Annotated in this window: 13 protein-coding genes; all 13 read left to right on the top strand. The window is 47.8% G+C overall.

Annotated elements, in window-relative coordinates:
* The first annotated feature begins 4 nt into the window (after positions 1-4).
* The 13 genes from ACOJUO_RS12635 to ACOJUO_RS12575 all read left to right on the top strand — a co-directional run bounded on the left by ACOJUO_RS12635 (position 5) and on the right by ACOJUO_RS12575 (position 24,519).
* Positions 5-2,083 (top strand): hypothetical protein, encoded by a 2,079-nt coding sequence (locus tag ACOJUO_RS12635; protein ID WP_422139988.1) that lies wholly within the window; start codon positions 5-7, stop codon positions 2,081-2,083.
* 146 nt (positions 2,084-2,229) lie between these two features.
* Positions 2,230-3,684: a hypothetical protein gene (locus tag ACOJUO_RS12630; RefSeq protein WP_422139987.1), complete on the top strand. Its 1,455-nt coding sequence runs from the start codon at positions 2,230-2,232 to the stop codon at positions 3,682-3,684.
* A 161-nt stretch (positions 3,685-3,845) separates the two neighbouring features.
* Entirely contained in the window at positions 3,846-5,837 is a 1,992-nt protein-coding gene (locus tag ACOJUO_RS12625; RefSeq protein ID WP_422139986.1) for a hypothetical protein, read from the top strand.
* 218 nt (positions 5,838-6,055) lie between these two features.
* Positions 6,056-8,095 (top strand): hypothetical protein, encoded by a 2,040-nt coding sequence (locus tag ACOJUO_RS12620; RefSeq protein WP_422139985.1) that lies wholly within the window; start codon positions 6,056-6,058, stop codon positions 8,093-8,095.
* A 458-nt stretch (positions 8,096-8,553) separates the two neighbouring features.
* Positions 8,554-11,463 carry a hypothetical protein gene (locus tag ACOJUO_RS12615; RefSeq protein WP_422139984.1) on the top strand — a complete coding sequence of 970 codons (2,910 nt, stop codon included), beginning with the start codon at positions 8,554-8,556 and terminating at the stop codon, positions 11,461-11,463.
* Between the two features lie 176 nt (positions 11,464-11,639).
* Entirely contained in the window at positions 11,640-13,805 is a 2,166-nt protein-coding gene (locus tag ACOJUO_RS12610) for a hypothetical protein (RefSeq protein WP_422139983.1), read from the top strand.
* Between the two features lie 169 nt (positions 13,806-13,974).
* Positions 13,975-15,732 (top strand): hypothetical protein, encoded by a 1,758-nt coding sequence (locus tag ACOJUO_RS12605; RefSeq protein WP_422139982.1) that lies wholly within the window; start codon positions 13,975-13,977, stop codon positions 15,730-15,732.
* A 35-nt stretch (positions 15,733-15,767) separates the two neighbouring features.
* Positions 15,768-16,130 (top strand): hypothetical protein, encoded by a 363-nt coding sequence (locus ACOJUO_RS12600; RefSeq protein WP_422139981.1) that lies wholly within the window; start codon positions 15,768-15,770, stop codon positions 16,128-16,130.
* Between the two features lie 181 nt (positions 16,131-16,311).
* A complete protein-coding gene (locus ACOJUO_RS12595; RefSeq protein WP_422139980.1) occupies positions 16,312-16,743 on the top strand; it encodes a hypothetical protein in 432 nt (143 codons plus the stop codon).
* A gap of 122 nt (positions 16,744-16,865) precedes the next feature.
* Positions 16,866-18,581 carry a hypothetical protein gene (locus ACOJUO_RS12590; protein ID WP_422139979.1) on the top strand — a complete coding sequence of 572 codons (1,716 nt, stop codon included), beginning with the start codon at positions 16,866-16,868 and terminating at the stop codon, positions 18,579-18,581.
* Between the two features lie 353 nt (positions 18,582-18,934).
* Positions 18,935-20,323 carry a hypothetical protein gene (locus ACOJUO_RS12585; protein ID WP_422139978.1) on the top strand — a complete coding sequence of 463 codons (1,389 nt, stop codon included), beginning with the start codon at positions 18,935-18,937 and terminating at the stop codon, positions 20,321-20,323.
* Positions 20,324-20,481: 158 nt separating this feature from the next.
* On the top strand, positions 20,482-22,713 hold the full coding sequence (locus tag ACOJUO_RS12580; protein WP_422139977.1) for a C2H2-type zinc finger protein: 2,232 nt from the start codon (positions 20,482-20,484) through the stop codon (positions 22,711-22,713).
* A 111-nt stretch (positions 22,714-22,824) separates the two neighbouring features.
* Positions 22,825-24,519, top strand: coding sequence for a hypothetical protein (locus ACOJUO_RS12575; RefSeq protein WP_422137009.1), 1,695 nt, complete (start codon positions 22,825-22,827; stop codon positions 24,517-24,519).
* Positions 24,520-24,716 lie beyond the last annotated feature (197 nt).

Genomic DNA, 24,716 nt, shown 5'->3' with positions numbered 1-24,716 from the left:
ATCAGTGTTACTTCTACTTTTGCTGTCTCTCGACTGTCAGGCAGAACTGTGGACAGAACATTTTACTGCTGAGTTTGAAAAGATTGCAGGCTACTCGAATCATGGTTTTTCTATAAAATGCGAACTGAATTCATTGCCGGACAACCCTTCAGATATTGCCGATACAGACAGCTATACAGGATCAGATGAAAAACGACACAGACCTTATGGTCACAGAGTTAAAACGACCATTAGTGAGTCGATTTCGTGGCAATGGCTTTATTTCACGAACCTGCTGGTTGCTTACCAACTGACCCTGATTATCAAAGACAATCCTCTAAACTCCAGCCCTGATTCATGGCTTCCGGTAGAGGCGGTTGTTGCTGTCGGCTGGCTTTTAAAAAGCTATTGGAACCCCGCTTCCTTCCTCTTCCTGTTTAACCCAATTGAACAACAGGCAGCATCGATATTGAAACAAGAAAATTTTACGTTTGCGATCATCACTGCGATGTTTGGCTCTGGAGACAATCCACAACAGTACCCGCCATCAGAATCATCCGGCCAGCAAGTCCCGGCAGCGAGCCCCCATATTACGGGCTATTTCACCAACCAGCTGTACCCTGGCTCTGGCGACGGCAACCGAGGCCCTCAACAAAACTCCCATACTTTAGGTTTAAATTGTTTCGTCTATCCCTGTCATGGCGCTTGCAGACTCCGAACAACACCGTGTAGCACAGTGCAAGCTGAATGGCTGCTAAATACTATGGAAAGTTCAACAGGTCAGACTGAAGCAACACCCGGGCAAAGCTCATGCCTCCATTTGGCTAGCGGATACTGCTTCAGTTGCATAGATCATTCTAATTCTGGTCAACTATTTGACCTACAGACGCATGAGGTTAATGGTAATCCAGCTAATGGCGACAACCCTTTAGAAAGAGTCGCCATAGAAGAAGTCGTCATACAAGGGACCGCCCCGGGCTCACTGAATGCAATGGCAGCTCACGTAGCTGAAGCTACCGGACCACTCAACTATGTTGAATCATTGCCCGGGTATGGTTTTTTTCCTCCCATAGGAATGCCTCCCTCTGGAACTGCACATTTCCAACACTCCCCGTCAGATAACCAAAAAACCTGTAATGTCAGAGTGATCGCAAGAGATGGCCAGTCATATCCTTGCGGGATAGTCTGCAAAAGTACCCAACATCTCTCAACTCACAAAAACAAGGCCCATACTGAGCAACACATTTGTGACGTCAAAGTGGTCGGAGAGGATGGCCAGCTGAAGCTATGCGGAATGATCTGCGAGAACGTCGCGGCTCTTTGGAATCACAGAGGCAAATACCACAGAGGGCGACAAACCTGTGACATAAAGGAAACCGGCGAGGATGGCCAGAATCGGCGATGCGGGAAGGTTTGCAAGAATGCACAGACCCTGTCGGCTCACAAAAAGAGATGCCACAGCGGGCAAAAAACCTGTGACGTGATAGTGGTCGGGGAAGATGGCCAGCGTCGTCCATGCGGGAAGGTCTGCACGCATATACAAGCACTGTCGTATCATAAAAGAAGGGAACACACCGGGCAACAAACCTGTGACGTAACAGTGATTGCGGAAAATGGCCAGCTGCAGCCATGCGGAAAGATTTATATGAATGCTGATAGCCTTTGGCATCACAAAAGAAACATCCACACTGCGCAACAGAAATGTGATATCAAAGTGGATGGAGAATATGGCCAGCCACGGCCATGCGGGAAAATCTGTAAGAATGTTCAAGCCCTCTCGGAACACAAAAGAAGCGCACACACCCGACAAAGAAACTGTGACGTGCCCGTAGCCGGGAAGAACGGTCGGCTGCAACCATGCGGGCAGCTCTGCAAGAGTGCTAAAAAATTAACCGATCACAAAAGAAGAGCTCACACCGGACAACAAATCTGTGAAGTGACTGTGGCCAGGGAGGACGACCAGCTGCGGCCATGCGGAACGGTGTGCAAGAATGTTCAAGCTCTGATTATCCACAAAAGCAGATACCACAGGAAGGAGAAAACCTTCGACCAGGAGCTTGGTCGCAGAGAATGGCCAACCGGTAGCGGGGCTGCACAAAAGTAGCGAAATCCCAGTGCAACTCAACTTTTAACAGAAATTTTTTAAAAGAATAATGTGCTTATTTTCTTGATCTATCCTTCCTCTTCTGTAACCCAGAATGCAAGGACAGATTTATTAAACACTCATGCTTTGTCGCACTGCTACTATCGGTGCCTATCGTCTGTCAGCCCGAAACGTTGACAAGACGCTTTATTGTTGAGCTTCAACAGGATACAGGTTTTCCAGGACAGAACTTTTCTATAACGTCTGCCCGGCATATATTGCCGGATCGCCGGTCAGAGATTGTCGACACCAATGGCTACCCAGGATCAGATTCTCAGCCTGATGATACACGACATATTTCTTACGGTTACAGAGTTAAAACGACCATTATCGAGACACAAGACACGTCACCACCCCTGACACGGATAGTTCACCTGTTTGCTGCCATCTTTACCATGTTTGGCTCCGAACATCACGCACAACAATATCAGCCATCAGGATCATCGGGGCAGCAAGCCTCACAAACCACTTCCCTCATTACAAACTCTTTCACCCTTCTCCTGAATACTGATTATCGTGACGGTAGCGACTACCCCAAAGGCAATCTGCATACTTTGGGTTTCAATTGTTTCGTCCATCACTGTCATGGCGTTTGTCAATTCCGACCATCATCCAATAGCAGAGGGACTGCTGAACCGCTGCTGAATTCTGAAAAAAATTTATCAGGCGACACAGAATTAATACCCGGACAAAGCTCGTGTCCTCATTTGGCCAGTGGATATTGCTTTAGTTGCCTGGTTCAAACTGATCCTTTAAACACTGCAGATATCCAACAAAACTCGCCTTTTGAAACATTGATTCAGCTCCAATACAATTCTGAGCCATTATTTAAGCCAGAGGTTTATAGCATTGACTGTGTCCCGGCCAAACCTATAGATAGGGTCGCCTCAGACTGGATCGCCTCAGACTCAATAGGTGAAGGAAGAGCTTATGAAATAGATCCTGTTGGAAATACAGATAGTGTCGCTAGCATAGACAAAGAGGATTTCCAGCAGCGACCATGCGGAAAGGTCTACAGGAATGTTCACACCCTGTTGGATAACAGAAGCAGAATCCGCAGCGGGCAAAAAAACTGTCACTTAACAATCATCGGGGAGGATGGGCAGCAGAGGCCATGCGGGGCTGTCTGCAAGAATGCTCGGGCATTTTGGGATCACAAAAGTAAAGCCCACTCCAAACAAAAAATCTGTGACGCGACAATCCTCGAAAAGAATGGTCAACTGCGGCCATGCGGGACTGTCTGCAAGAATATTCGAGCCTTTTGGGATCACAAATACAGAATCCACACAGGGCAAAAAACCTGTGACGTAACCGTGACTGCGGGGGATGGCCAGCCGCGACCATGCGGAGCAGTCTGCAAGAATTCTCAAGTTTTGTCGGGTCACAAAAGGAATGTGCATGGCAGTCCAAAAATCTGTGACGTGACAGTGGTTGGGGTGAATGGCCAACCACAGCAATGCGGAAAGACCTACAAGAGTCTCAGCGCCCTGTCGGATCACAAAAGAAAACATCAAAAACGCAAGCTTGTTGATGTCGAGCGGGACAATGCTCCCGGTCCTTGATCTGACACTCCTTTCATCAAGTTCTGCGCTGTGTGCCTCGGGTCTATGGCAGAGTTTTTTTAATCAAGGTCTCTGATCGAAAAACACACTTATTTTCTTGATCTATCCTTCCTCTCTGTAAGCCAAAATGCAGGGATAGAACTATTAAACACCCACTCTTTATGGCAATTCTCTTGCTGTTACTGTCGTTGAATGTCATCTGTCCAGCCAAACCTCTGACAAGACGTTTTACAGTCGAGTTTGAGCAGGATGCAGACTTTCTAAAACAGAGCTTTTCTGTAAAGCATGACCAGCATATATTGCTGAAAAACCCGCCAAACATTGCCGACACAGACGGCTACGCAGGGCCAGATTGGCCTCCTGATATAATACGACAAAAGCCTTGCAATCAAAGACTAAAAACTTTCCTTATAGAGCCGATTTCGTGGCAATTATTTTACGCCACTCATCTGCTGGTTGCTTACGAACTGATCCTGACGACCAAAGTAGTGCCTTTGGGCTCAGGCTTTTATTCATGGATACCTTTAGAAGCGGCTGTCGCTGTCGGCTGGCTTTTAAAATGTTATTGGAACCCCGATTCCCAGCTGTTTAACACGATTGAACAACAGCAGATGAGTCAGGATTACCCATTTATGGCTATCACTCTGATGTTTGGCTCCGGACGTAACCAACGAGGATACCAGCCATCAAAATCATCCAGCCAGCAAGCCCCAACGACAACTACCCGCCTTAAGCACTCTCTTACCAGACTCCAGAATACTAACGGTGGCGGCGGTAACGGAAATCCTCAAAAAGAGTTACACACTCTGGGTTTACATTGTTTCGTCCGTCCCTGTAATGGCGTTTGTAGATTCCGATCATCATCCGATAGCAAGGAGCCCGCTGAATGGATGCTGGAAACATTGAATGATTCCCCTGCCATCCAACTCCAATGCGCTTCTGATCAACCCTTTCAGCCGCGGGCACAGCAACCTCAGCATCACGGCACGGATGACAACCCGACAAAGTGCTGCAACCATTCACTCACAATGACCACAGGGGCAGCATATACTGGCCACAGCGGGGCACTTAATGTTCATTTACGAATGCCTCGGAATATGTCCGTCACCGATGATGACTTGATCATAATCAACGGGTTGCTCAATTTACGTGGTCATAGTCTTTCAGAAGCAACAAGGATTTCCTTTACGCTCAACCATTTAACATCTCCAGTGGCGACTTCAGAAACACAACAACCAACAAGACTAACCCAGGCAGATCAAAACCCACCCCACCTTTCCCAAACAGGAGCAGCACAAGCCGAAGACTACAGTGGACTGGAAATCTGTGACGCAACCATAGTAGAGGACGACGGCCAGCAGCGACAATGCGGGAGGATCTTCAAGAGTCTTCACTCCCTGACCGGTCACAGAAGAAGAAACCACGGCGGACAAGAAGTTTGTGATGTAACTCTGTTCTCTGAGGATGGCCAGCAGCCATGCGGGACAGTCTGCAGGAATGCTCAAGCCCTGGCGGATCACAAACTAAGAACCCACACCGGGCAACAAACCTGTGGAGAAACCTTGGTCGCAGAAGATGGCCAGCTGCAAACATGCGGGAGGATCTTCAAAAATGCTAAGGCCCTGTTATCTCATAGAAGCAAATATCATACCGGGCAAAAAACCTGTGACATAACCATGGTCAATGCGAATGGTCAGCAGCAACCATGCGGAAGGGTCTACAAGAATAACCAGGCCCTTTGGGTCCACAAAAACAGGGAACACAGCGTGCAAAAAACCTGTAACATGCCGGTACTTGGCAAGGATAACCAGCAGCGGCCATGCGGTAAAGTCTACAATAACGCTCAAGCCTTTTCGTCTCACAAAAGCAGAGTGCACAGCGAGCAAAAAACCTGTGATGTGTCCATGACCGGGGAAGATGGTCGACCAAAGTTGTGCGGGGCAGTTTGCAAGAACAATGGATCGCTGATGACTCACAAAAAAAAAGAACACTCCAGGCAAAAAACCTGTGTAGCGAGAGTGATCAAAGAGGATGGAAAGATACGACGATGCGGAAAGGTCTGTGAGAATGCTCAAGTCCTGTCGGATCACAAGGGAATACATCGAAAGCGCAAGCCTGTTAATCCTGAACAGGACGATGTTTTCAAACCCTGACCTGGCAAACACCATTTCATGAGGTTTACCCGATGCAGACTTTGGTCATTAATAACCGTTTTATGACACAACACCATAACAGAAAAACACGCCTGTTTTCTTGATCTATTCTTCCTCTCTGTAAACCAGAATGCAGGGATAGAGTTATTAAACACTCATTCTTTACGGTACTTCTGTTGCTGCTACAGTCGTTTTCTGTCATCGGTCAGGCCAAAACTTTGACGAGACGTCACGTAGTTGAGTTTGAACAGGATGCAAGTTTTCTAAAACAGAACTTTTCTATAAGGCTTGAACAGCCTACATTGTCGGACGATCTTTCAAACATTGCCGACATAAACGGCTATACAGAACAGGATTGGCTATTCGAAATAAAACGACACAAGCCTTTCTATTTCAGAGTGAAAACTACCCTCACCGGGTCGATTTCGTGGCAATTTCTTTACGCCACTCACCTGCTGGTTGATTGCGAACTGAAACTGAAAACCAGAAGTGCACCTCTGTACTCCAGTCCTTATTCATGGATACCCATTACAGAAGCAGCTATCACTGCCGTTTGGCTTATAAAAAGCTACTGGAACCCAGCCTCAACGCTGTTTAAACCAGTTGTACGACATTCGGCATATATATTAACACAGGTGGATTACCTGTTTGCAACCATCACCATGATGTTTGGCTCCAGACATGACCAACCACAAGACCAGTCATCAAAATCATCCACCCAGACAGCCCCGCAGACAACCAGCCACCGCATACATTCTTTCACCAGCACCCTGAATACTGACTATGGCGACGGTAACAAAGACCCCCTACGGCATTTACACTCTATGGGCTTAAATTGCTACATCTTTCCCTGTTTTGGCGTTTGTCTATTACGACAATCATCCGATAGCAGAGGTTACGCTGAAAGGTCTCTGAATGACGGTGAAAGTTCTCTGAATTACACAGGAGAAACAGCCGAACGAAACGCACTCCATCATTTGGCAAATAGATACAGATTAAGTTACATGAGCCAACTTGATCCTCTACTCCAGGCCCATGGCATGGGTGGCAACCCGGCCAATAACTGCAACCCTGCAGGTGGGGTCGCCTCAAACTCAATGAGTTCAGAACCTGTCGATACCACTGACGCTGTCGGGCAACTCACCTGTGATGTGGCCGTGGTAAAGAAGGATGGACAGCTGCAGCCATGTGGGACGATCTGCAAGAACTCTCGATCACTGTCATCTCATAAAAGCAGCATCCACAGCGGGCAAAGAACTTGTGAGGTGACCGTAGTCGGAAAGAATGGCCAGCTGCGACCATGTGGGAAAGTCTGCAAAAATAAGCGAGCCCTGTGGGACCACAAAGGCAACCTCCATACCGGGCAAAAGACCTGTGCCATGGTAGTGGTCGGAGAGGATAACCAGCCAAGACCCTGCGGGAAAGTCTGCAATAGTGCCAGAAATCTGTTGTATCACAAGAGAAACTCACACTGCGAAAAAAAAATCTGTGACCTGACTGTGGTCGGCAAGAATGGCCAGCTACGGCCATGCGGGAAGATCTGCAAGAATAATCAATATTTGCAGATTCACAAAAAATGCATTCATAGTGGACAACAAACCTGTGACGAAGTTGTGGTCAGCAAAGATGGCAAACCGCAGCCATGCGGTAAAGTCTGCAGGAATGCCAAAACTCTGTTGGTTCACAAAAGAAGCACTCACAGCGGACAACAAACCTGTGACGCAACCGTGATCGGGGAGGATGGTCAACCGCAGCCATGTGGCAAGCTCTGCAAGAGTATACAAGCCCTTTCGGATCACAAAAACAGAAATCACTGCAGGCAAGCAACCTGCAACGTAACCGTGATCGGGGAGAATAACCAGAAGCAACCATGCGGCAAAGTCTGCAAGAATACTCGTGTCCTGTCGTCTCACAAAAGCAGGGTCCACACCGGGCAAAAAACCTGTGGCGAGAGTCTGTTTGGGGAAGGTGGCCTGCCGAAGCCATGTGGAATGGTCTTTCTGAATGCTCAAGCCCTTTCGACACACAAAAGAAAAGAACACAGCGGTCAGAAAATCTGTGACAAAACAGTGATCGGGAAAGATGGCCTGCCGCAGCCATGCGAAAAGATCTGCAAGAATGCTCACGCCCTGTCAAGCCACAAAAGAATACATCGAAAACGTAAGCCTGTTGATATAAACCGGGATGATGACTTCACTCCTCAGGAAGACAGAGCTATTTGCAGCGATTTTTTGACCGGTGATGCCTTGGGTTTTTAACAGAAAATTTTCAAAAGAAAAACACACTTATTTTCTTGATCTATCCTTCCTCTCTGTGTATCTGAACGCAAGGATAGAATTATTAAACACTCACTCTTTTTAGCGAAAATTCGACAGGCCTCGCAGGAGTCACGCCGGGACAAAGCTCATACCCTCTTTCGGCTAACCAATACGGCTATGGTTGCATGGGGTATTTTGAATCTGAAGATGCTCCAGCTTCCCAAGAAAAATCGCTTCTTGAACTATTGAATGGCACAGTAGAATCCCGATCAGGATCTTTAATACACCCCTTACAAGGCAGGCCATTTCGCAGCAACTTTTTGCCCGTTGCAACCTCTGGCTTTCAACAGAAGTTTATTAACAGAAAAAACCCCTTACTTTATTGATCTATCCTTCCTCCCTGTATACCAGAATACAGGGATAGAATTATTAAACACTCACTCTTTTGGGCACCACTGTTGCTACTACTGTCGTTATCCGTCGCCTGTCAGGCTGAACTGATAACAAAACATTTTATTATCGGGCTTGAACAGGATTCAGCTTATACAGGCAAGTGCTTTTCTATAAAGCATAACCTGCATGTACTGCCGGGCAAGCTGTCAGACATTGCCGGAACAAAAGGCTATGCAGAATCAGAATTACCGTCTTATAACAAACGACACAGTTCATTCAGTTACGGGTTAAAAAGGACCAACATAGAGTCAATTTCCTTGCAGTTGCTTTACGCCACTTATCTGCTGGTAGCCTTCGAACTCAACCTGACCACCAGAGAAGCCCCTCCGGGTTCTACCCCTTATTCATGGCTACCGATACAAGCGGTTGTCGCCGCCGGTTGGCTTTTACAAAACTATTGGAGCGACGATTCGCCACTGTTCAGCTCGATTGAGCAACAGGAAGCGAGTCAGAATCACCCTCTTGCGGCCATCACTATGCTGCTTGGCTCTGGACATGACCAATCGCAATACCAGCCATCAAAGTCATCGGGGCAGCAAGCCCCACAACCCATCACAGACACTAAAAACTATTTCACTAATTGCCTGTATTCTGACTCTGGCGGTGGTGACCAGAGCCCTCATCAAGACTCACATAGTTTCGATTTAAATTGTTTCGTCTATCCCTGCAATGGCGTTTGCAGGCTCAGGCCATCACTCGATAGCAGGGTATCCGATGAATCGCCGCTGAATTACAAAAACAGCTTTACAGATCAAGGAGGAGCGACACCCGAACAAAACTCACGCCCTCAATGTACCAATGCTTACTGCCTTGATTGTGTGGGTAATTCTGATTCTGTATACGCTACCAATTGCCAACAAAATCCGCCTGTCGAAACATGGGCTCCCACCCCTGGCATACCACTGCAATGCATTTCTGGCCAACTCCTTCAGCCACAGGCGCACCAGCCAGACTCCCAGGGCATGAGCAGCAACCCGACCGACAGCTGCAACCATGCAAACTCGAGTACAGGGACTACCTATATTGACCATACCGATACACTCAATGATGATGTGTCAATGCATGAGCATTTGCCTATCAACACTGATGATTGGGTGATAGTCAACGCTCTGCTGAATCTGGGCAAGCGCATTCTTCTCGAAAGAAACGAAATTCCATTTACACTTACCCCTCCCCCAATGGGGACTTCAGAAACACAACAAACGACAACAGAATCATACCAATTGGGTCAAAGCCCACCTCGCCATTCCCGGACAGATCAGGCGCAAACTACAGATCACAGCAAACAAAGAACCTGTAACCTGAGCCTAGCTGGGAAAGAAGACCAACAACGGCCATGCGGAGCAATCTGCAAGAATGCCAGAGCCCTCTCGTCTCACAAAAGCAAATACCATACAGGACAAAAAACCTGTCCAGTGACGGTGATTGGTGAGGATGGTCAGCAGCGACCATGCGGATCAGTCTGCAGGAATGCTCGAGCCCTGTCATGTCACAAGAGCAAAATCCACTCCGGGGAACAAGTCTGTGACCTGACCGTGGTCGGGGTGGATGGCCAGCAGCAGCTATGCGGCAGAGTCTGTAAAAACTCTCAAATTTTTTCGGCTCACAAAAGCAGATACCACACCCTAAAAAAGACCTGTCAAGTGACCGTGATTGGTGAGGATGGTCAGCAGCGACCATGCGGATCAGTCTGCAGGAATGCTCGAGCCCTGTCATGTCACAAGAGCAAAATCCACTCCGGTGAACAAGTCTGTGACCTGACCGTGGTCGGGGAGGATGGCCAGCAGCGACCATGCGGATCAGTCTGTAGCAATGCTCGAGCCCTGTCGTCTCACAAGAGCAAAATCCACTCCAGGGAACAAGTCTGTGACCTGACCGTGGTCGGGGAGGATGGCCAGCAGCAGCTATGCGGCAGAGTCTGTAAAAACTCTCAAGTTTTTTCGTCTCACAAAAGCAAATACCACAGCGGGCAACAAACTTGTGATGTGACCGTGTATGGACAGGATGGTCAGCAACGGCCATGCGGGAAGCTCTGCAAACATTCTCGAGCCCTGTCATCTCACAAAAGCAAAAACCACCGCGGGCAACAGATTTGTGACATAACAGTAGTCGAGGAGTATGGTCATCAGCGGCCATGCGGGAAGGTCTGCAAGAGCTCTCAATCCCTTTCAGATCACAAAATCAGACAACACAGCGGGCAACAAGCCTGTGACGTGACCGTGGTCGAGGAAGATGGCCAGCCGCAGCCATGCGGGATAGTCTGCAAGAATGCCAAAGCCCTGTCATATCACAAAAGCAGAAACCACTCTGGGCAGAAAACCTGCGAGGTTTCGGTGGTCAAAGAGGATGGCCAACAGCAACCATGTGGGGCGGTTTGCAAAAGTGCTAAAGCCCTGTCATCTCACAAAATCAAACACCATCTCAAGCAACCAGCCTGTGACGAAACAGTGTTTGGAGAGAATGGCCAGGAGCAACCATGCGGGAAGATCTGCAAAAATCCCAGTGCTCTGTCGGATCATAGAAGAAGACACCATACCGGGCAACAAGTCTGCGACGCAACCGTGGTCGGAGAAGATGGTCAGACGCTGCCATGCGGTCAAGTCTGCAAAAATATCAGATCCCTTTCGGATCACAAAAGCAGAAACCATACCGGACAAAAAACCTGTAGCATAATCATGGTCGGGGGGGATGGTCAGCAGCAAGAATGCGGGAAGACCTGCAAGAATGCCAGTGCCCTGTCGGATCACAAAAAAAGGGACCATGCCAGGCAAAAAACCTGTGCAGAGACCACAGTCGGGAAGGACGGTCAGCCGCGCCCATGCGGGAAGGTCTGCAAGAGTGCTCAAGCCTTGTCGGAGCACAAAAGAGTGCATCGAAAACGCAAGCTTGTTAGTTTGGACCAAGGTGTCCCCTGATCTGGCACCTGTCCCTTCATGAGTTTTTTTCCGGTGCAGCTTTGGTTTTTTAACAGAAGGTTTTTAACAGAAAAACACGCTTACTTTCTTGACCTATCCTTCCTCTCTGTAAACCAGAACACAAGGATAGAATTATTAGACACTCATTCTTTTCGTTACCACTGTTGGTGCTGTCGTTGTTTGTCGTCTGTCAGGCCGAGCCTTTGACAGGACCTTTTATTGTTGAGTTTGAGCAGGATGCAGGTCCTCAAAGCCGGAGCTGTTCTATAAAGCGTGCCCAGCATACATTGTCCGACAATCCGTCAGACACTGCTGACAATCAACACAGACCCCCTGGTTACGGGGTAGATACGACCCCTGTTGAGTCGAGTTCCTGGCAACTATTTTACGCCAATCATCTGCTGTCTGGTTACGAACTGATCCTGACTATCAGAGGCGCCTCTGCGCGCTCCACCCCGTGTTCATGGATACCTGTCGAAGTGGTTATCGCTTTCAGCTGGCTTTTAAAAAGCTATTGCCGTCCCCACTCAACACTGTTTAACCTGATTGAACTAAAAGAGGCACCGCAAGAAGCGAGTCAAAATAACCCGTTTGCGATCATCACTGCGCTGTTTGGCTCCGAGCGTAACCAACAACAACACCCACCATCAGAACCATCCGGCCTGCAGGCCTCACAAGCCACCCCCTCTCTTGCAAGTTCTATAATTCGCCCTCTGTACTCTGCCTCTGGCCGGGGTAACCGGAGCCCTCAGCAATACTTTCATACTTTGGATTTAAATTGTTTTGTCTATCCCTGTCATGGTGTTTGCGGATTCCGACCCTCACCCAACAGCACAGAGCCCAGTGAATGGCCACCGAATTCCGAGGACGGTTCGTCAGATCACGCAGGAGTTAAGCCCGGTCAAAAAACACCTCCCCATTCTGCCAATGGATACAGCCCTGGTTATTCGGATCATTCTGGTTTTGTAAACGCTAAAGATTTCCAAGAAATCCGACCTTTCGAAATACGGATTAATCCCCCTGACATTCATCTCCAGTGTGATTCTGGCCAACCTTCTGAGCAACAGGCTGATCAGCATCAGCTCCATGGTCTTGATGGCAACCTGAATGGCTGCAACCCTGGATGTTCAATGAGTGCTGAAGTGGCAAATACTGCCCCTATGGAGCCAGTCAATGATGATATCCCAATGCGCAGACATTTACCTATCACTGCTGATGATTTGGTTATAGTTAACGGTTTACTCAAGCTACGTGGCCAGAATCTTCTCGGAGAAACCGGGATTTCCTTCACGTCTACCCATTCAGAAACACAACACATAACCACTGAATCATCCCAATCGGCTCAGAGCCAACCTGATCTTTTCCAGACAGAAGCAATACAAGCCACAGACAACAGCGGGCAAAACATCTGTCATGTGACCATGATCGGAAAGAATGACCGAATGCGATCATGCCGGAAGTCCTGCAAAAGTGATCAGGCCCAGACGGATCACAAAAGAACAGACGACACGAGACAACGAATCTGTCAAGAGACTGTGCCCGGGAAATCTGGCCAGCAGCGACCATGTAGAACTGTCTGCAAAAACGCCAACGCTCTGTCATCTCACAAAAACAGATACCACAAGGGACAACAAACCTGCAAAGTGAACGTGATCAATGAGAATGGCCAGCAGCAATCATGCGGGAAGGTTTGCAAGAATAACCGTGCCCTGGGTGATCACAAAAGCAGAGACCACAGCGGGCAGCAAGTCTGTGAGGTAATAGAGCCCGGGCAGGATGGCCAGCAGCAGCCATGCGGAATGATTTGCAAGAATGCCAAAGCCCTGTCATGTCACAAAAGCAGAGGGCATAGCGGGCAAAAAACCTGTGACCGGACTGTAATCGGGGATGATGGCCAGCCTCGGCCATGCGGGAAGCTCTACAAAAATGCTCAGGCCCTGTCGACTCATAAAAGTAGATTCCACTCCGGGCAAAAAATCTGTGACGTAACCGTAGTTGGGGAAGATGGCCAGCTGCGACCATGCGGAATCATCTTTAAGAATGCTCCATCTATGTCGTCTCATAAAAGCAAGGTCCACAGCGGGCAAAAAACCTGTGACGCGATCGTGGTCGGGGAGGACACCAAGCTGCGGCCATGCGGAAAGTTCTTCAAGAATGCCCAAGACCTGTCATCTCACAAAAGAAGAGACCACACAGGGCAACAAGCCTGTGATGAGACCGTGGCCGTGATGTATGATCAGCAGCGGCGATGCGGAAAGATCTGCCTGAATGCTCACGCCTTGTCGGTGCACAAAAGACTTCATCGAAAACGCAAGCGTATGGATACGGACCTGAACGACTAGTCTGGCAAGCTTTCATGAGATTTTTCCAGATGCGACTTTTGCTTTTCAAGAGAGGCTTTTTGCCAGAAAAACACCCTTATTTTCATGTTCTATCCTTTTTCTCTGTAAACCAGAATGCAAGGATAGAATTATCAAACACATAGTCCCGGCTGCACTGCTATTGCTGTCGTTGTCTGTCGTCTGCCAGGCCAGACCCTGGGCAGGACGTTTTATTGTTAAGCCTGAACAGGATGCAGCTTCTCCAAACCATAATTTTTCTATAAAACTTGACCGGCGCAGATTGTCGCTCACCCCCTCAGATATTGGCAACACTGACGGCTGCGCAGAAGCGGGTATGCCACCTGATAACAAACGACAAAAGATTTATAGTTACGAGATACAAAAGACTCTTATTGAGTTGATTTCGTGGCAATGGCTATACGCAACAAAGCTGTTGGTTGCTTATGAACTGATCTTGACCAACAAAGACAAGCCCCTGGGCCCGACCCTTTATCAGGCTGTCACAAAAATACTCATCTGCTCCGGGTTGAGAAAGGGTTACTGGAGTTTTGCGACACCTTCTTATTCCTGGATACCTCTGGAAGCAACTATCGCTGTCGGTTGGCTCTTAAAAAGCCTTTGGAACTCTGATTCACCGCTGTTTAACCCGATTGTACAAAGGGAAGCGAGCCAAAATCGCCCGTTTGCGATCACCATTATTATGTCTGGCCCTGAACATAACCCGGCACAATATCAGCATCAGTCATCAGAATCTTCTGGTGAGCAAGCCCCACAAGTTACCACCCACCCTAAAGGCTCTTTCACGAGTTTCCTACACTCTGGCGAGGGTAAAGGAGATCCTCAGCAACACTCACACACGTTAGGTTTGAATTGTTTCCTCCATCCTTGCCATGGCGTTTGTCAATTTCGACCATCATTCGATAGCAATGAACACGCTGAATGGCCGCCAAATCCCTTAGACCATTCGACAGGTCAAACAGGACAAAACTCACACGCCTGTTTGGCTAATGGTCCCAGCTTGAGCTGCAGAAGTCATGTTGATTCTATAATCGCCAGACATTTAATGAATGCAGGGGCAGCAAATAATGACCCTGCCGGACCAGTCAATTCTAATGTACCAATGTCGGGGCATTTGCCTGTCACCGCTGATGACATTGTTATAATCGATGGGTTACTCAGTATGCGTCGTAAAATACGAGCCAGAGACCAGAGCAGACTACCAACCTGTGACGTGACCCTGGTCATGGAAGATGGCCTGCAGCGGCCATGCGGGCATGTCTGTAAAAATGCTCAAGCCCTGTCATCTCACAAAAGCAAATACCACACCGGCGAAAAGACCTGTGACGCGACCCTGGTCCTTGAAGACGGCCATCAGCAACCATGTGGAAAGGTCTGCAAGAATGCTCAAGTCCTGATGAATCACAAAGGCAGATTCCACACCGGCAAACAAACCTGTGACAAAAAAGTGATCGACAAGGATGGTCAGCAACGACCATGCGGAAGAATCTGCAAGAATGCTCGAGTCCTGTCATCTCACAAAAGCAGATACCATACAGGGCAACAAACCTGTGCAGAGACCATAGTCGGGAAGGATGGACAGCCGCGCCCATGCGGGAAGGTCTGCAAGAGTGCTCAAGCCTTGTCGGATCACAAAAGAGGAGACCACAGCGAGCAAAAAATCTGTAACCTGTCAGTGATCGGAGAAAATGGCCAGCAGCCATGCGGGGCGGTTTGCAAAAGTTCCAAAGCCCTGTCAGATCACAGAAGAAAATACCACACCGGGCAAAGAACCTGTGAAGTGATCGTGATCAGTGAGAATGGCCAGCAGCAATCATGCGGGAAGATCTGCAACAATGCTCTGGAACTTTCGAATCACAAAAGAGTACACCGAAAACGCAAGCCTGTGAATGTGAAACAGGGCGATTAATCCCTTGTCTGGCACCCTTTCATGGTTTTTTCCGAGTGCTACTGTCGCTGACTGTCGTCTGTCAGGCCAAACCGTGGACAGGACGCTTTAATGTCGAGCTTGAACAGGGTGCAGGTTCTCCAAGCGACACTTTCTCTATAAAATTTGACCGGGGCACATTGTCGGGCAACCCTTCAGATATTAGCGTCACCAACGACCACAATGAATCAGGTTTTCTACCTGATAAAAAACGACGAAAACATTGCATTTACACACTGAAGACGCCCCTTATTGATTCTACTTTTTGGCAATTACTTTACAACTTTCATCTTCTGATTGTTTACCAGCTAATCCTGATCAACAAAGACGCCTCTTCAGGCACCACTCAATATTCATGGCTAGCAGCCTGTCGGACTTAAGCGTCCGTAGCGAGGATTGCAAGAAATTGAGGATAAAAATCTCTGTTTCTGAGGAGAATAGCGAGCTATTTGACGAAGAAACAGAGATTTTTAGACCAATTTATTGCAACCGCAGTAGGACAGTCTTAAGTCCGACAGGCTGCTAGCAGCAGAAGCGGTTGCATTTTTCAGTTGGCTTTTAATGAGTTCAGGGACAGCCTTTACAGAAGCTCTTATCGGGTTACTCAGCGATGATGCGTCAATACCCGGGAATGATTGCCTTGTTCCCGAAGGAACACCAGCTAAAGGAGCTACTCACTGCCAACAAACCTTGTCCGGGCAAGAAATAATACACGACAAAAATCTAATAATATGCAATATCACCGTGACCAGAAGGGATCGCCAGAAGCAGCTAAGTGGTGCAGTTTGCAAGAATGTTCAATCTCTGTGTACTCACAAAAACAAACTCCACAGCGGAGAAAAAACCTGTAAGGTGACAGTGTTCACAGAAGAATTCATGGAAAACGCAAGCCTGTTGATGTGGATCTGGACAATAACCTCGATCCTTAATATGTTCGGCAAAGGTCTGACCAATACGCAGCGACTTTTTGCCCGGTGTAGCCTTTGGTTTTAGCAAAGGTTTATGAACAGAATATCTTTGGCAGAAAAGCATGCTGATTCTCTTGATCTATCCTTCCTCTCTGTAAACCAGAAAGCAAGGATAGAATTATCAAACACTCACCTTTTGCGGTAGTGATGTTTTTACTTCTGACGTTGTCTCTCCCCTGTCAGGCTGAACTCCGGACAAGATGTTTTATTGTCGAGCTTGAACAGGATACTGGTTCTCCAGATCAGGGCTTTTACATAAAACAAGACCAGCACACATTGTCAGAAAACCCGTCAGACATTATCTGTACTTCAGACCATTCAGGATTTGATTCGCCCCCTGATGATATACCTCAAAAATCTTGCAGTTATGGAGTTAAAACAACCATCATTAATGTGATTTCGTGGCAATGGCTTTATACCACTCATCTGCTGGCGGTTAACCAACTTATCCTGACCACCAGAGACGCTCCTCTGTTCTCCAATCCTTATTCATGGTTACCTCCAGAAGCAATTATAGTTTTCTGTTGGCTTTTAAAAAGCTACTGGAACCCCAATTCACCGATGTTTAACCCGATTGAACCAAAAGTGGCTCAGCAAGAGGCGAATCAGAATCAACCGTTTGCGACCATCAATGCAATGTTTGGCTACGGAAATAACCAACAACAATGCCAGCCATCAGCATCATCCGGTCAGCAATTCCAGAAAGCCTCCAATCACCTTACAGGCTCTTTCAACAGTCTCGTGAATATTGACTATCGCGGCGGTAACGGAGGCCCTCAAGAACAGTCACACACCCTGGGTTTAAATTGTTTCATCTATCCCTGTCGTGGCGTTTGCAGATTTCGACCATTATCTTTCAGCAGTGAGCCCACTGAATGGACATTGAGTACCGAAGAAAGTTCGAAAGGACAAAGCTCATGCACCCATTTGGTGAATGAATGCCGTTTTAATTGTATAGGTGATTTTGATCTTGCAGGCGCAACATATTTCCAACAAAAACCACCTATCGAAACATGGATTGATCCCACTGCCATTCATCTCCAATATAATTCTGGCCAACCAGTTGAGCTTAAGCCGCATAACGTGTACGACAACGTTATAGACGGGGTTGCCTCAGACGGGGTTGCCTCAGAAGGAATGGCCCCGGACTACAAAAGCGAATATCACAGCGAGCAACCAACCTGCAAAGTTACAGTGGTCCGTGAGGATGGTCAGCAGCGGCCATGCGGGATGGTCTGCAAGAATATTCAAGCCCTGGTGAATCACAAAAGAAGAGCCCACACCGGGCCAAAAGCCTGTTATATGACCCTGGTCGGAGAGGATGGCCGGCGGCAACCATGCGGGCAAGTCTGCAAGAATGCTCTATCGCTATCCGTTCACGAAAGCAAAGTACACTCCGGGCAAAAGACCTGTGACGCAAGAGTCATCGGAGTGAATGGCCAGAAGCACCTCTGCGGGAGGGTCTGTAAGAATGCTGGAGCCCTGTCGGATCACAAAATAAGATACCACAGCGGGCAACAAACCTGTGACGTGAGAATGGTCGGGGAAGATGGTCAGCAGCGGCTATGTGGGAAGATCTGCAAGAGTCTTAAGACCCTGTCAGATCACAAAAGAGCAGCTCACGGCAGGCAACAAATCTGCGACGAAATAATGATCAGGGAGGATGGCCGACTGCAGCCATGCGAGGCGATCTGCAAGGGCTCCAAAGCTCTGTCTGATCACAAAAAAAGATACCATAGCGGACAACAAACCTGTGACACAGCCCTGATTGGGGACGATGGCCAGCAATGGCCATGCGGGAAAGTCTGCAAGAATATTTGTACCCTGACGTATCACAAGAAAACAGCTCACAGCAGGCAATAAACCTGTGACGTAAAAATACTCGCAGAGGATGGTCAGCTGCGTCCATGCAGGGAGGTCTGCCAGCTTTCTATGGACCCCTCGAATCACAGAAGAATACATCGAAAGCACAAGCCTGTTGATGAACGCCGGGAGGATGACTCCACTCCACAAAAAGGTAAATGAATAAGTGGTATGGATATGATACCCATCATTTATGAAGGAGGCACAAAAACACACTTATTTTCTTGATCTATCTTTCCTCTCTGTAGCCAGAAAGCAAGGACAGTATTATTAGATACTTACTCTTTGCGGGACTGCTTTTGCTGCTTCAGTCACTATCTGTCGTCTGGGCCGAACCGTGGACAGGACGTTTTATGATCGAGTATGAACAGGATGCTGGTTCTTCAAACCGGTGCTTTTTCATAAAGCATGACCGTCAGACATTACCAGACAACCCGTCAGATATTGCCGACACAAACGGCTGTTCAGGATCAGCTTCGCCCCACGATGACAAACGCCAAAAACTTTGCCGTTACGAAGTGAAAACGACCACCTTTGAGTCAACTTCGTGGCAATGGCTTCATGTCACAAAGCTACTGCTTGCTTACGAGCTGACCCTGACAACCGACCCCTTCCCTCTAAATTCGAACTTTTCTTCATGGCTATCTGTAAAAGCGATTTTTGCGATCATCGCAGCGATGTTTGGCTCTGGAAGTAACCAGCAAGAATACCAGCCATCGGTATCGTCCAGCCAGAAAGCCCCACAACCCATCACCCGCATGGCTGGTTCATTAACCAACCCTGTGTATTCTGGCTCTGGCGACGGTAAAGGAGATCCTCAACAACACCTGCACACTCTGGGTTTAAATTGTTTCGTCTATCCCTGCATTGGGGTTTGTCAATTCCGATCATCACACGATAGCAGAGCACCCGCCGAATGGCCGCTGAGTTTCATTGAAAGCTCATGCCCTCATTTGACTAATGGATACTGCCTTAGTTGCATAGGTTTTGATCCGGCAAACGAAGCATATTCCGAACAACACTCAGCTCTTGAAACATTGAATGAACTCCCTGAAATTCACCGCCCATTCGATTTTGACCAATTGACTCAGACACAAGAACTCATGACAAATCACAAAAGCAAATGCTACGTTGGGAACCTGGTATGCAACGAGCTGCGGGGCGGGGAGTATGATCAGCCGCAGCTATGCGGAAGGGTTTGCAAAAATACTAAAGCCCTTTCGGTTCACAAAAGCAGATACCATACCGGGCAAAAAATCTGTGACGTGACCCTGATCGGAGCAGATGGCCAGCCACGGCTGTGCGGGAAATTCTGCAAAAATGCTCAAGCCCTGTCGGATCACAAAAGAAGATACCACAGCAGACGTCAAACCTGTGATGTGAATCTGGTCGGGAAAGATGGCCAGCAGTGGCCATGTGGTATGGTCTGCAAGAATGCCCGCTCTCTGGCGGAGCATAAAAGCAAATGCCACAGCGGGCAAAAAACCTGTGACAAAACAGTGGTCAGGAAGGATGGCAAACAGTGGCCATGCGGGAGGGTCTGCAAAAATGCTAATGCCCTGTCGAATCACAAAAACAGAGTGCACACCGGACAACAAACCTGTGATGTGATGGTAGTTGGGGAAGATGGCCAACAACAACCATGCGGTATGATCTGCAAGAATGCTAAAACCCTGTGGGACCACAAAGGAAGACATCGAAAACACAAGCCTGTTAGTCTGGACTCTGACCTCGGCCTTTGATTTACCCAACCTTCCATGCTTTTTTTCCGGCAGCAACCATCGGCTTTAAAGAGAATGTTTTTGACAGAAAAACATGTTTATTTTCTTGATCTATCCTTCCTCTCTGTATATCAGGATCCAGAGACAGAATTATTAAACACTTTCTCTTTGCGGCACCGTTGTTGCTGCTACTGTGGCTGTCTGCCGTCTGTCAGGCCAATCCGTGGAAAGGACGCTTTAGTGTTGAGCTTGAACTGAATGCAAGTTCAAAACAGAGCTTTTCCATAAAGTCTGACCGGCCAACACTGTCGGGAAACCCGCTAGACACTACCGACACAAAAAGCTACCCAGGATCAGCTTTGTCAACCGATGACAAACAACCCAGACATGCTGGTTCGACCATTATTGAGTCGATCTCGTGGCGATGGTTTTACGCCACGAATCTGCTGATGGCTTTTGAGCTGATCCTGACCACTCAAGACGCTCTTCTGAGCTGCGCTCCTTATTCATCGCTACCTTTGGAGGCGATTATAGCTGTCAGCTGGCTTTTAAAAAGCTTTTGGCATCCCGATTCACCGCTGTTTAAATCAATTGAACAACAGGCGGCACTTATGTTGACAGAGGGGGATCACCGATTTGCAACCATCACCACGATGTTTGGCTCTGGACATAACCCACCCCCCTGTCAGGCATCAGAATCATCCGGTCAACCCACCCCTGCGACCAGTAACCAGGCTACAGACTTTTTCACCAGCATCTTTTACTCCGGCTCTGCCGATGGCAACGGAGGCTCTCAACAACACCAACACACGTTAGGTTTAAATTGTTTCGTCTATCCCTGCAATGGCGTTTGTCAATTCCGACCACCATCCGATAGCAGCGATTCAGTTGAAAGGCCGCTGAATTCTCCAAACAGTTCGATAGACAACGCAGTAACACCTCAACAAACATGTCCTCATCTGCCCCATGGACACTGCCTCAGTTGTATGCGCTATCTTGATCCTGCATGCGCCTCAGCCTCCCAGGCATACTCAACTTTGAAAACATTGGATGAGCTTTTTGAAATTCAATTGCCATTCGATTCTGGCCCACTATTTGATCGAGAGTTGAACGACTTTGGTAGCAACCCGGCCAATAACTTCAACTCTATTGACTTACTGAATGCAGGAGCAGCCTATAGATCGGATGCTATAGGAGCACCCAATGATGAAGAGCTGACGTTCAGGAATTTTTCTTTCAACGACTATGAATTTCCGGCCACTAATGGGTCACTTGATCTTCAGAGTTTTGCCGAAAATGCCAGATTTTCCTTGACACTTAACCAATCCCCTCTTCCGACGGGAATTTCAGAAACACAACAAACAACTTATGAATCATTCCAATTGAGTCAAAGCCAGGCTGATCGTCCCCCGACAACCGCAGCATCAGCCCTTTCAGATCGCATAATCGTCACCGGGCAAACTACCTGTAACTTAATAGTGATCGGGGAGGATGGCCAGCAACAACTTTGTGGAAAGAGCTACAAGCGTATTCAAAGTCTGTCGGAACACAAAAGCAGAGAACATAGCGGTGAAAAAACCTGTGATTCAACAGTGATCGGAGAGGATGGTGAGCAACGGCCATGCGGAAAAGTCTGCAAGAATGCTCGAGTCCTGTCATGTCACAAGAGCAGAATCCACCCCAGGCAACAAGTCTGTCACGTGAAGGTGGTCGGGAAGGATGGCCAGCCACAACCGTGCGGAAAGGTCTCAACGAGTGTTGTCGCCCTGTCATCTCACAAAAGCAAAGCTCACAGCATGCAAAAGACCTGTCATGTGACAGTAGTCGGGAATAATGGACAGCTTAAGCCATGCGCAAAGATTTTTAAGAGTGCTCAATCTCTGGCAAGTCATAAATGCCAATATCATTCTGGGCAAAAGACCTGTGATATGATAACAATCGGCGAGGATGGTCAATCGCATCCATGCGGGAAGATCTGTAAGAATGCTCAGTCACTATCGACTCATAAAAGCCAATATCATAGCGGGCAAAGAACCTGTCGCGTGACAATAGTCGGGGAGAATGGACAGCTTCAGCCATGCAAAAAGATTTTTAAGAGTGCTCTAAGTCTATCGACTCACAAAAGCCAATTTCATAACCGGCAATGGATCTGTGATGTGACAATAGTCGGGGAGAATGGCCAGCTGCAACCATGCGGGAAGGTCTACAGGAGACCTCAGTCTCTGTCGACTCACAGAAGAAAAGAGCATACAGGGCAACAAATCTGTGACTCAACCATAGACAGAGGGAACAGCCAGTCGCAACCGGGCGCCAGGGGCTGCAGTAATGCTGAAACCCAGTTGCAACATAAAAGAATAGATCGAAAACGCAAGCATACCGCCGAGGAGCAGGAAGATGACCTCAGCCCTTAAAAAGATTGAGTAAATAAGTAATGATCTGACCTCCGCTCTTTCGTTAGGTGATCTATTCTTCTTGCCAGTGAACTAGATTCCAGGGATAGAATTATTAAACATACTCTCTCTTTGGCACTGCTTTTGCCGCTTCTGTCGTTTTCTGTCGTCTGTCAGGCCAAAACCTGGACAGGACCTTTTACTATTGAGATTGAACAGAATTCGGGTTCTCAAAAACAGAGCTTTTTTATAAAGCGTAGCCGAGGTACACTGCCGCCCTCCTCAGACATTGCCGACACAAACGGTTATACAGGATCAGATTCGCCATCGGATAGAAAGCGACAAAGTCGTGTCTGTTCGTCTATCATTGAGTCGATTTCGCGGCAATGGCTTTACGTCTCGAACCTGCTGGTTGCTTACGAACTCATCCTGACCACTCAAGACGACTCCCATAGCTCCACCCCTTATTCTTGGCTACCTTTGGAAGCGGTTGTCACTGCCTGCTGGCTTTTAAAAAGCTTTTGGAATCATGATTCACAGTTATTTAAACCAATTAGACTACAGTCGACATCTATTTTGACACAGAGAGATCAACTGTTTGCGACCATCACTATGACACTTGGCTCCGGACATAATCCACCCCAAAATCAGCCAGCTGAATCATCAAGGCAGCGTACTCCACAGGCCACCAGCCAGCCTACAGGCTATTTTACTCATCTCCAGTATTCTGAATCTGCCGACGGTAACGAAGATCCACAACAACATTCACACACTCTAGGTTTAAATTGTTTCATCTATCCCTGTCGTGGCGCTTGTGAATTCCGACCATCATCCGATAGCAGTGATCCTGATGAATGGCCGTCGCATTCTATAGAAAACTTGCGAGCTCACATAAAAGCAACACCCGAACAAAACTCATGCCCCCATTTGGCTGACGGGCGCTGCTTTAGTTGCATAGGTCACTTTGATCTTTTGAGCGCTAAAGGTTCCCAACCAAACTCGGCTGTCGGAACATTGGACGATCTTTCTGACATTGAATTTCCGTTCGATTCCAGGCCTCTATTTGATCTGGAGGCGTATAACTTTGATAACGACCCGATCAATAGCTTCAGCTTTTCAGACTTAATGAATGCAGGAGTGGCCTTTACAAAGAATACTAACAGGCTACTCAATGATGAAGTGCTATCCCACAGAAGTTTGTCGTCCAACGCGCTTGAGTTTCCGGTCATTAATCGGTCACCCGATTCACACGGTCTTTCTCAAGAAGCAGGGGGCTCCCTGACATTCACCCAACTGCCTCCTCCAATGGGAAATTCAGAAACACAACCAAACACCACTGAATCGTCACAATTGAGTCAAAGCACAGCTCGTCATTCCCAAACAGGTGTTGCACAAGCTTTTTCAGATCACAAAAGCAGAGTCCACAGCGGGCAAAGAACCTGTAACGTGACTGTGACCGGAGAAGATGGCCAGCCAAGGCCATGCGGGAAGATCTGCAAGCATGCTCGAGCCCTGTCGGATCACAAAAGAAAAACACATGGCGAGCGACAAACCTGTGACGTGATCGTGTTAGGGGCGGATGGCAAGCATCGGCGATGCGATCGAGTCTGCAAAAATGCTCGAGCTCTTTGGAATCACAAAAGAAGAAGCCATAGCGAGCAAAAAATCTGTGACGTGATCCTGATCGATGCTGATGGCCAGCGACGGCCATGCGGTAAAATCTGCAAAAGTGTTCAAGCCCTGTCGGATCACAAAAGAAGAAAACATAGAAAGCAAAAAGCCTGTAACACAAGCCTGGTCCGCAAGGGTAACCTGCAGAGTTCCTGAGACAGACTCTGCAAGAACGCCAAATTTCTGGAGAAAATCAAAAGAGAGCATCTAAAACGCAAACATGTTGATGTCGATCGGGACGATGGCGGTCCTTAGTCTGACACCCGCCCTTTCATGAGATTTTAACCGGTGCAACCTTTGTTTTTTTTTGTAAAAAAACTTTGACAGGAAAGCGCACTTATTTTATTGATCTA

Origin of the sequence: Endozoicomonas sp. ALC020, from assembly GCF_049275935.1 — a bacterium.
Taxonomy (GTDB): Bacteria; Pseudomonadota; Gammaproteobacteria; order Pseudomonadales; family Endozoicomonadaceae; genus Endozoicomonas_A.
Note: the sequence above shows the minus strand (reverse complement) of the source record. Positions and strands in the feature narration are given on the sequence as shown.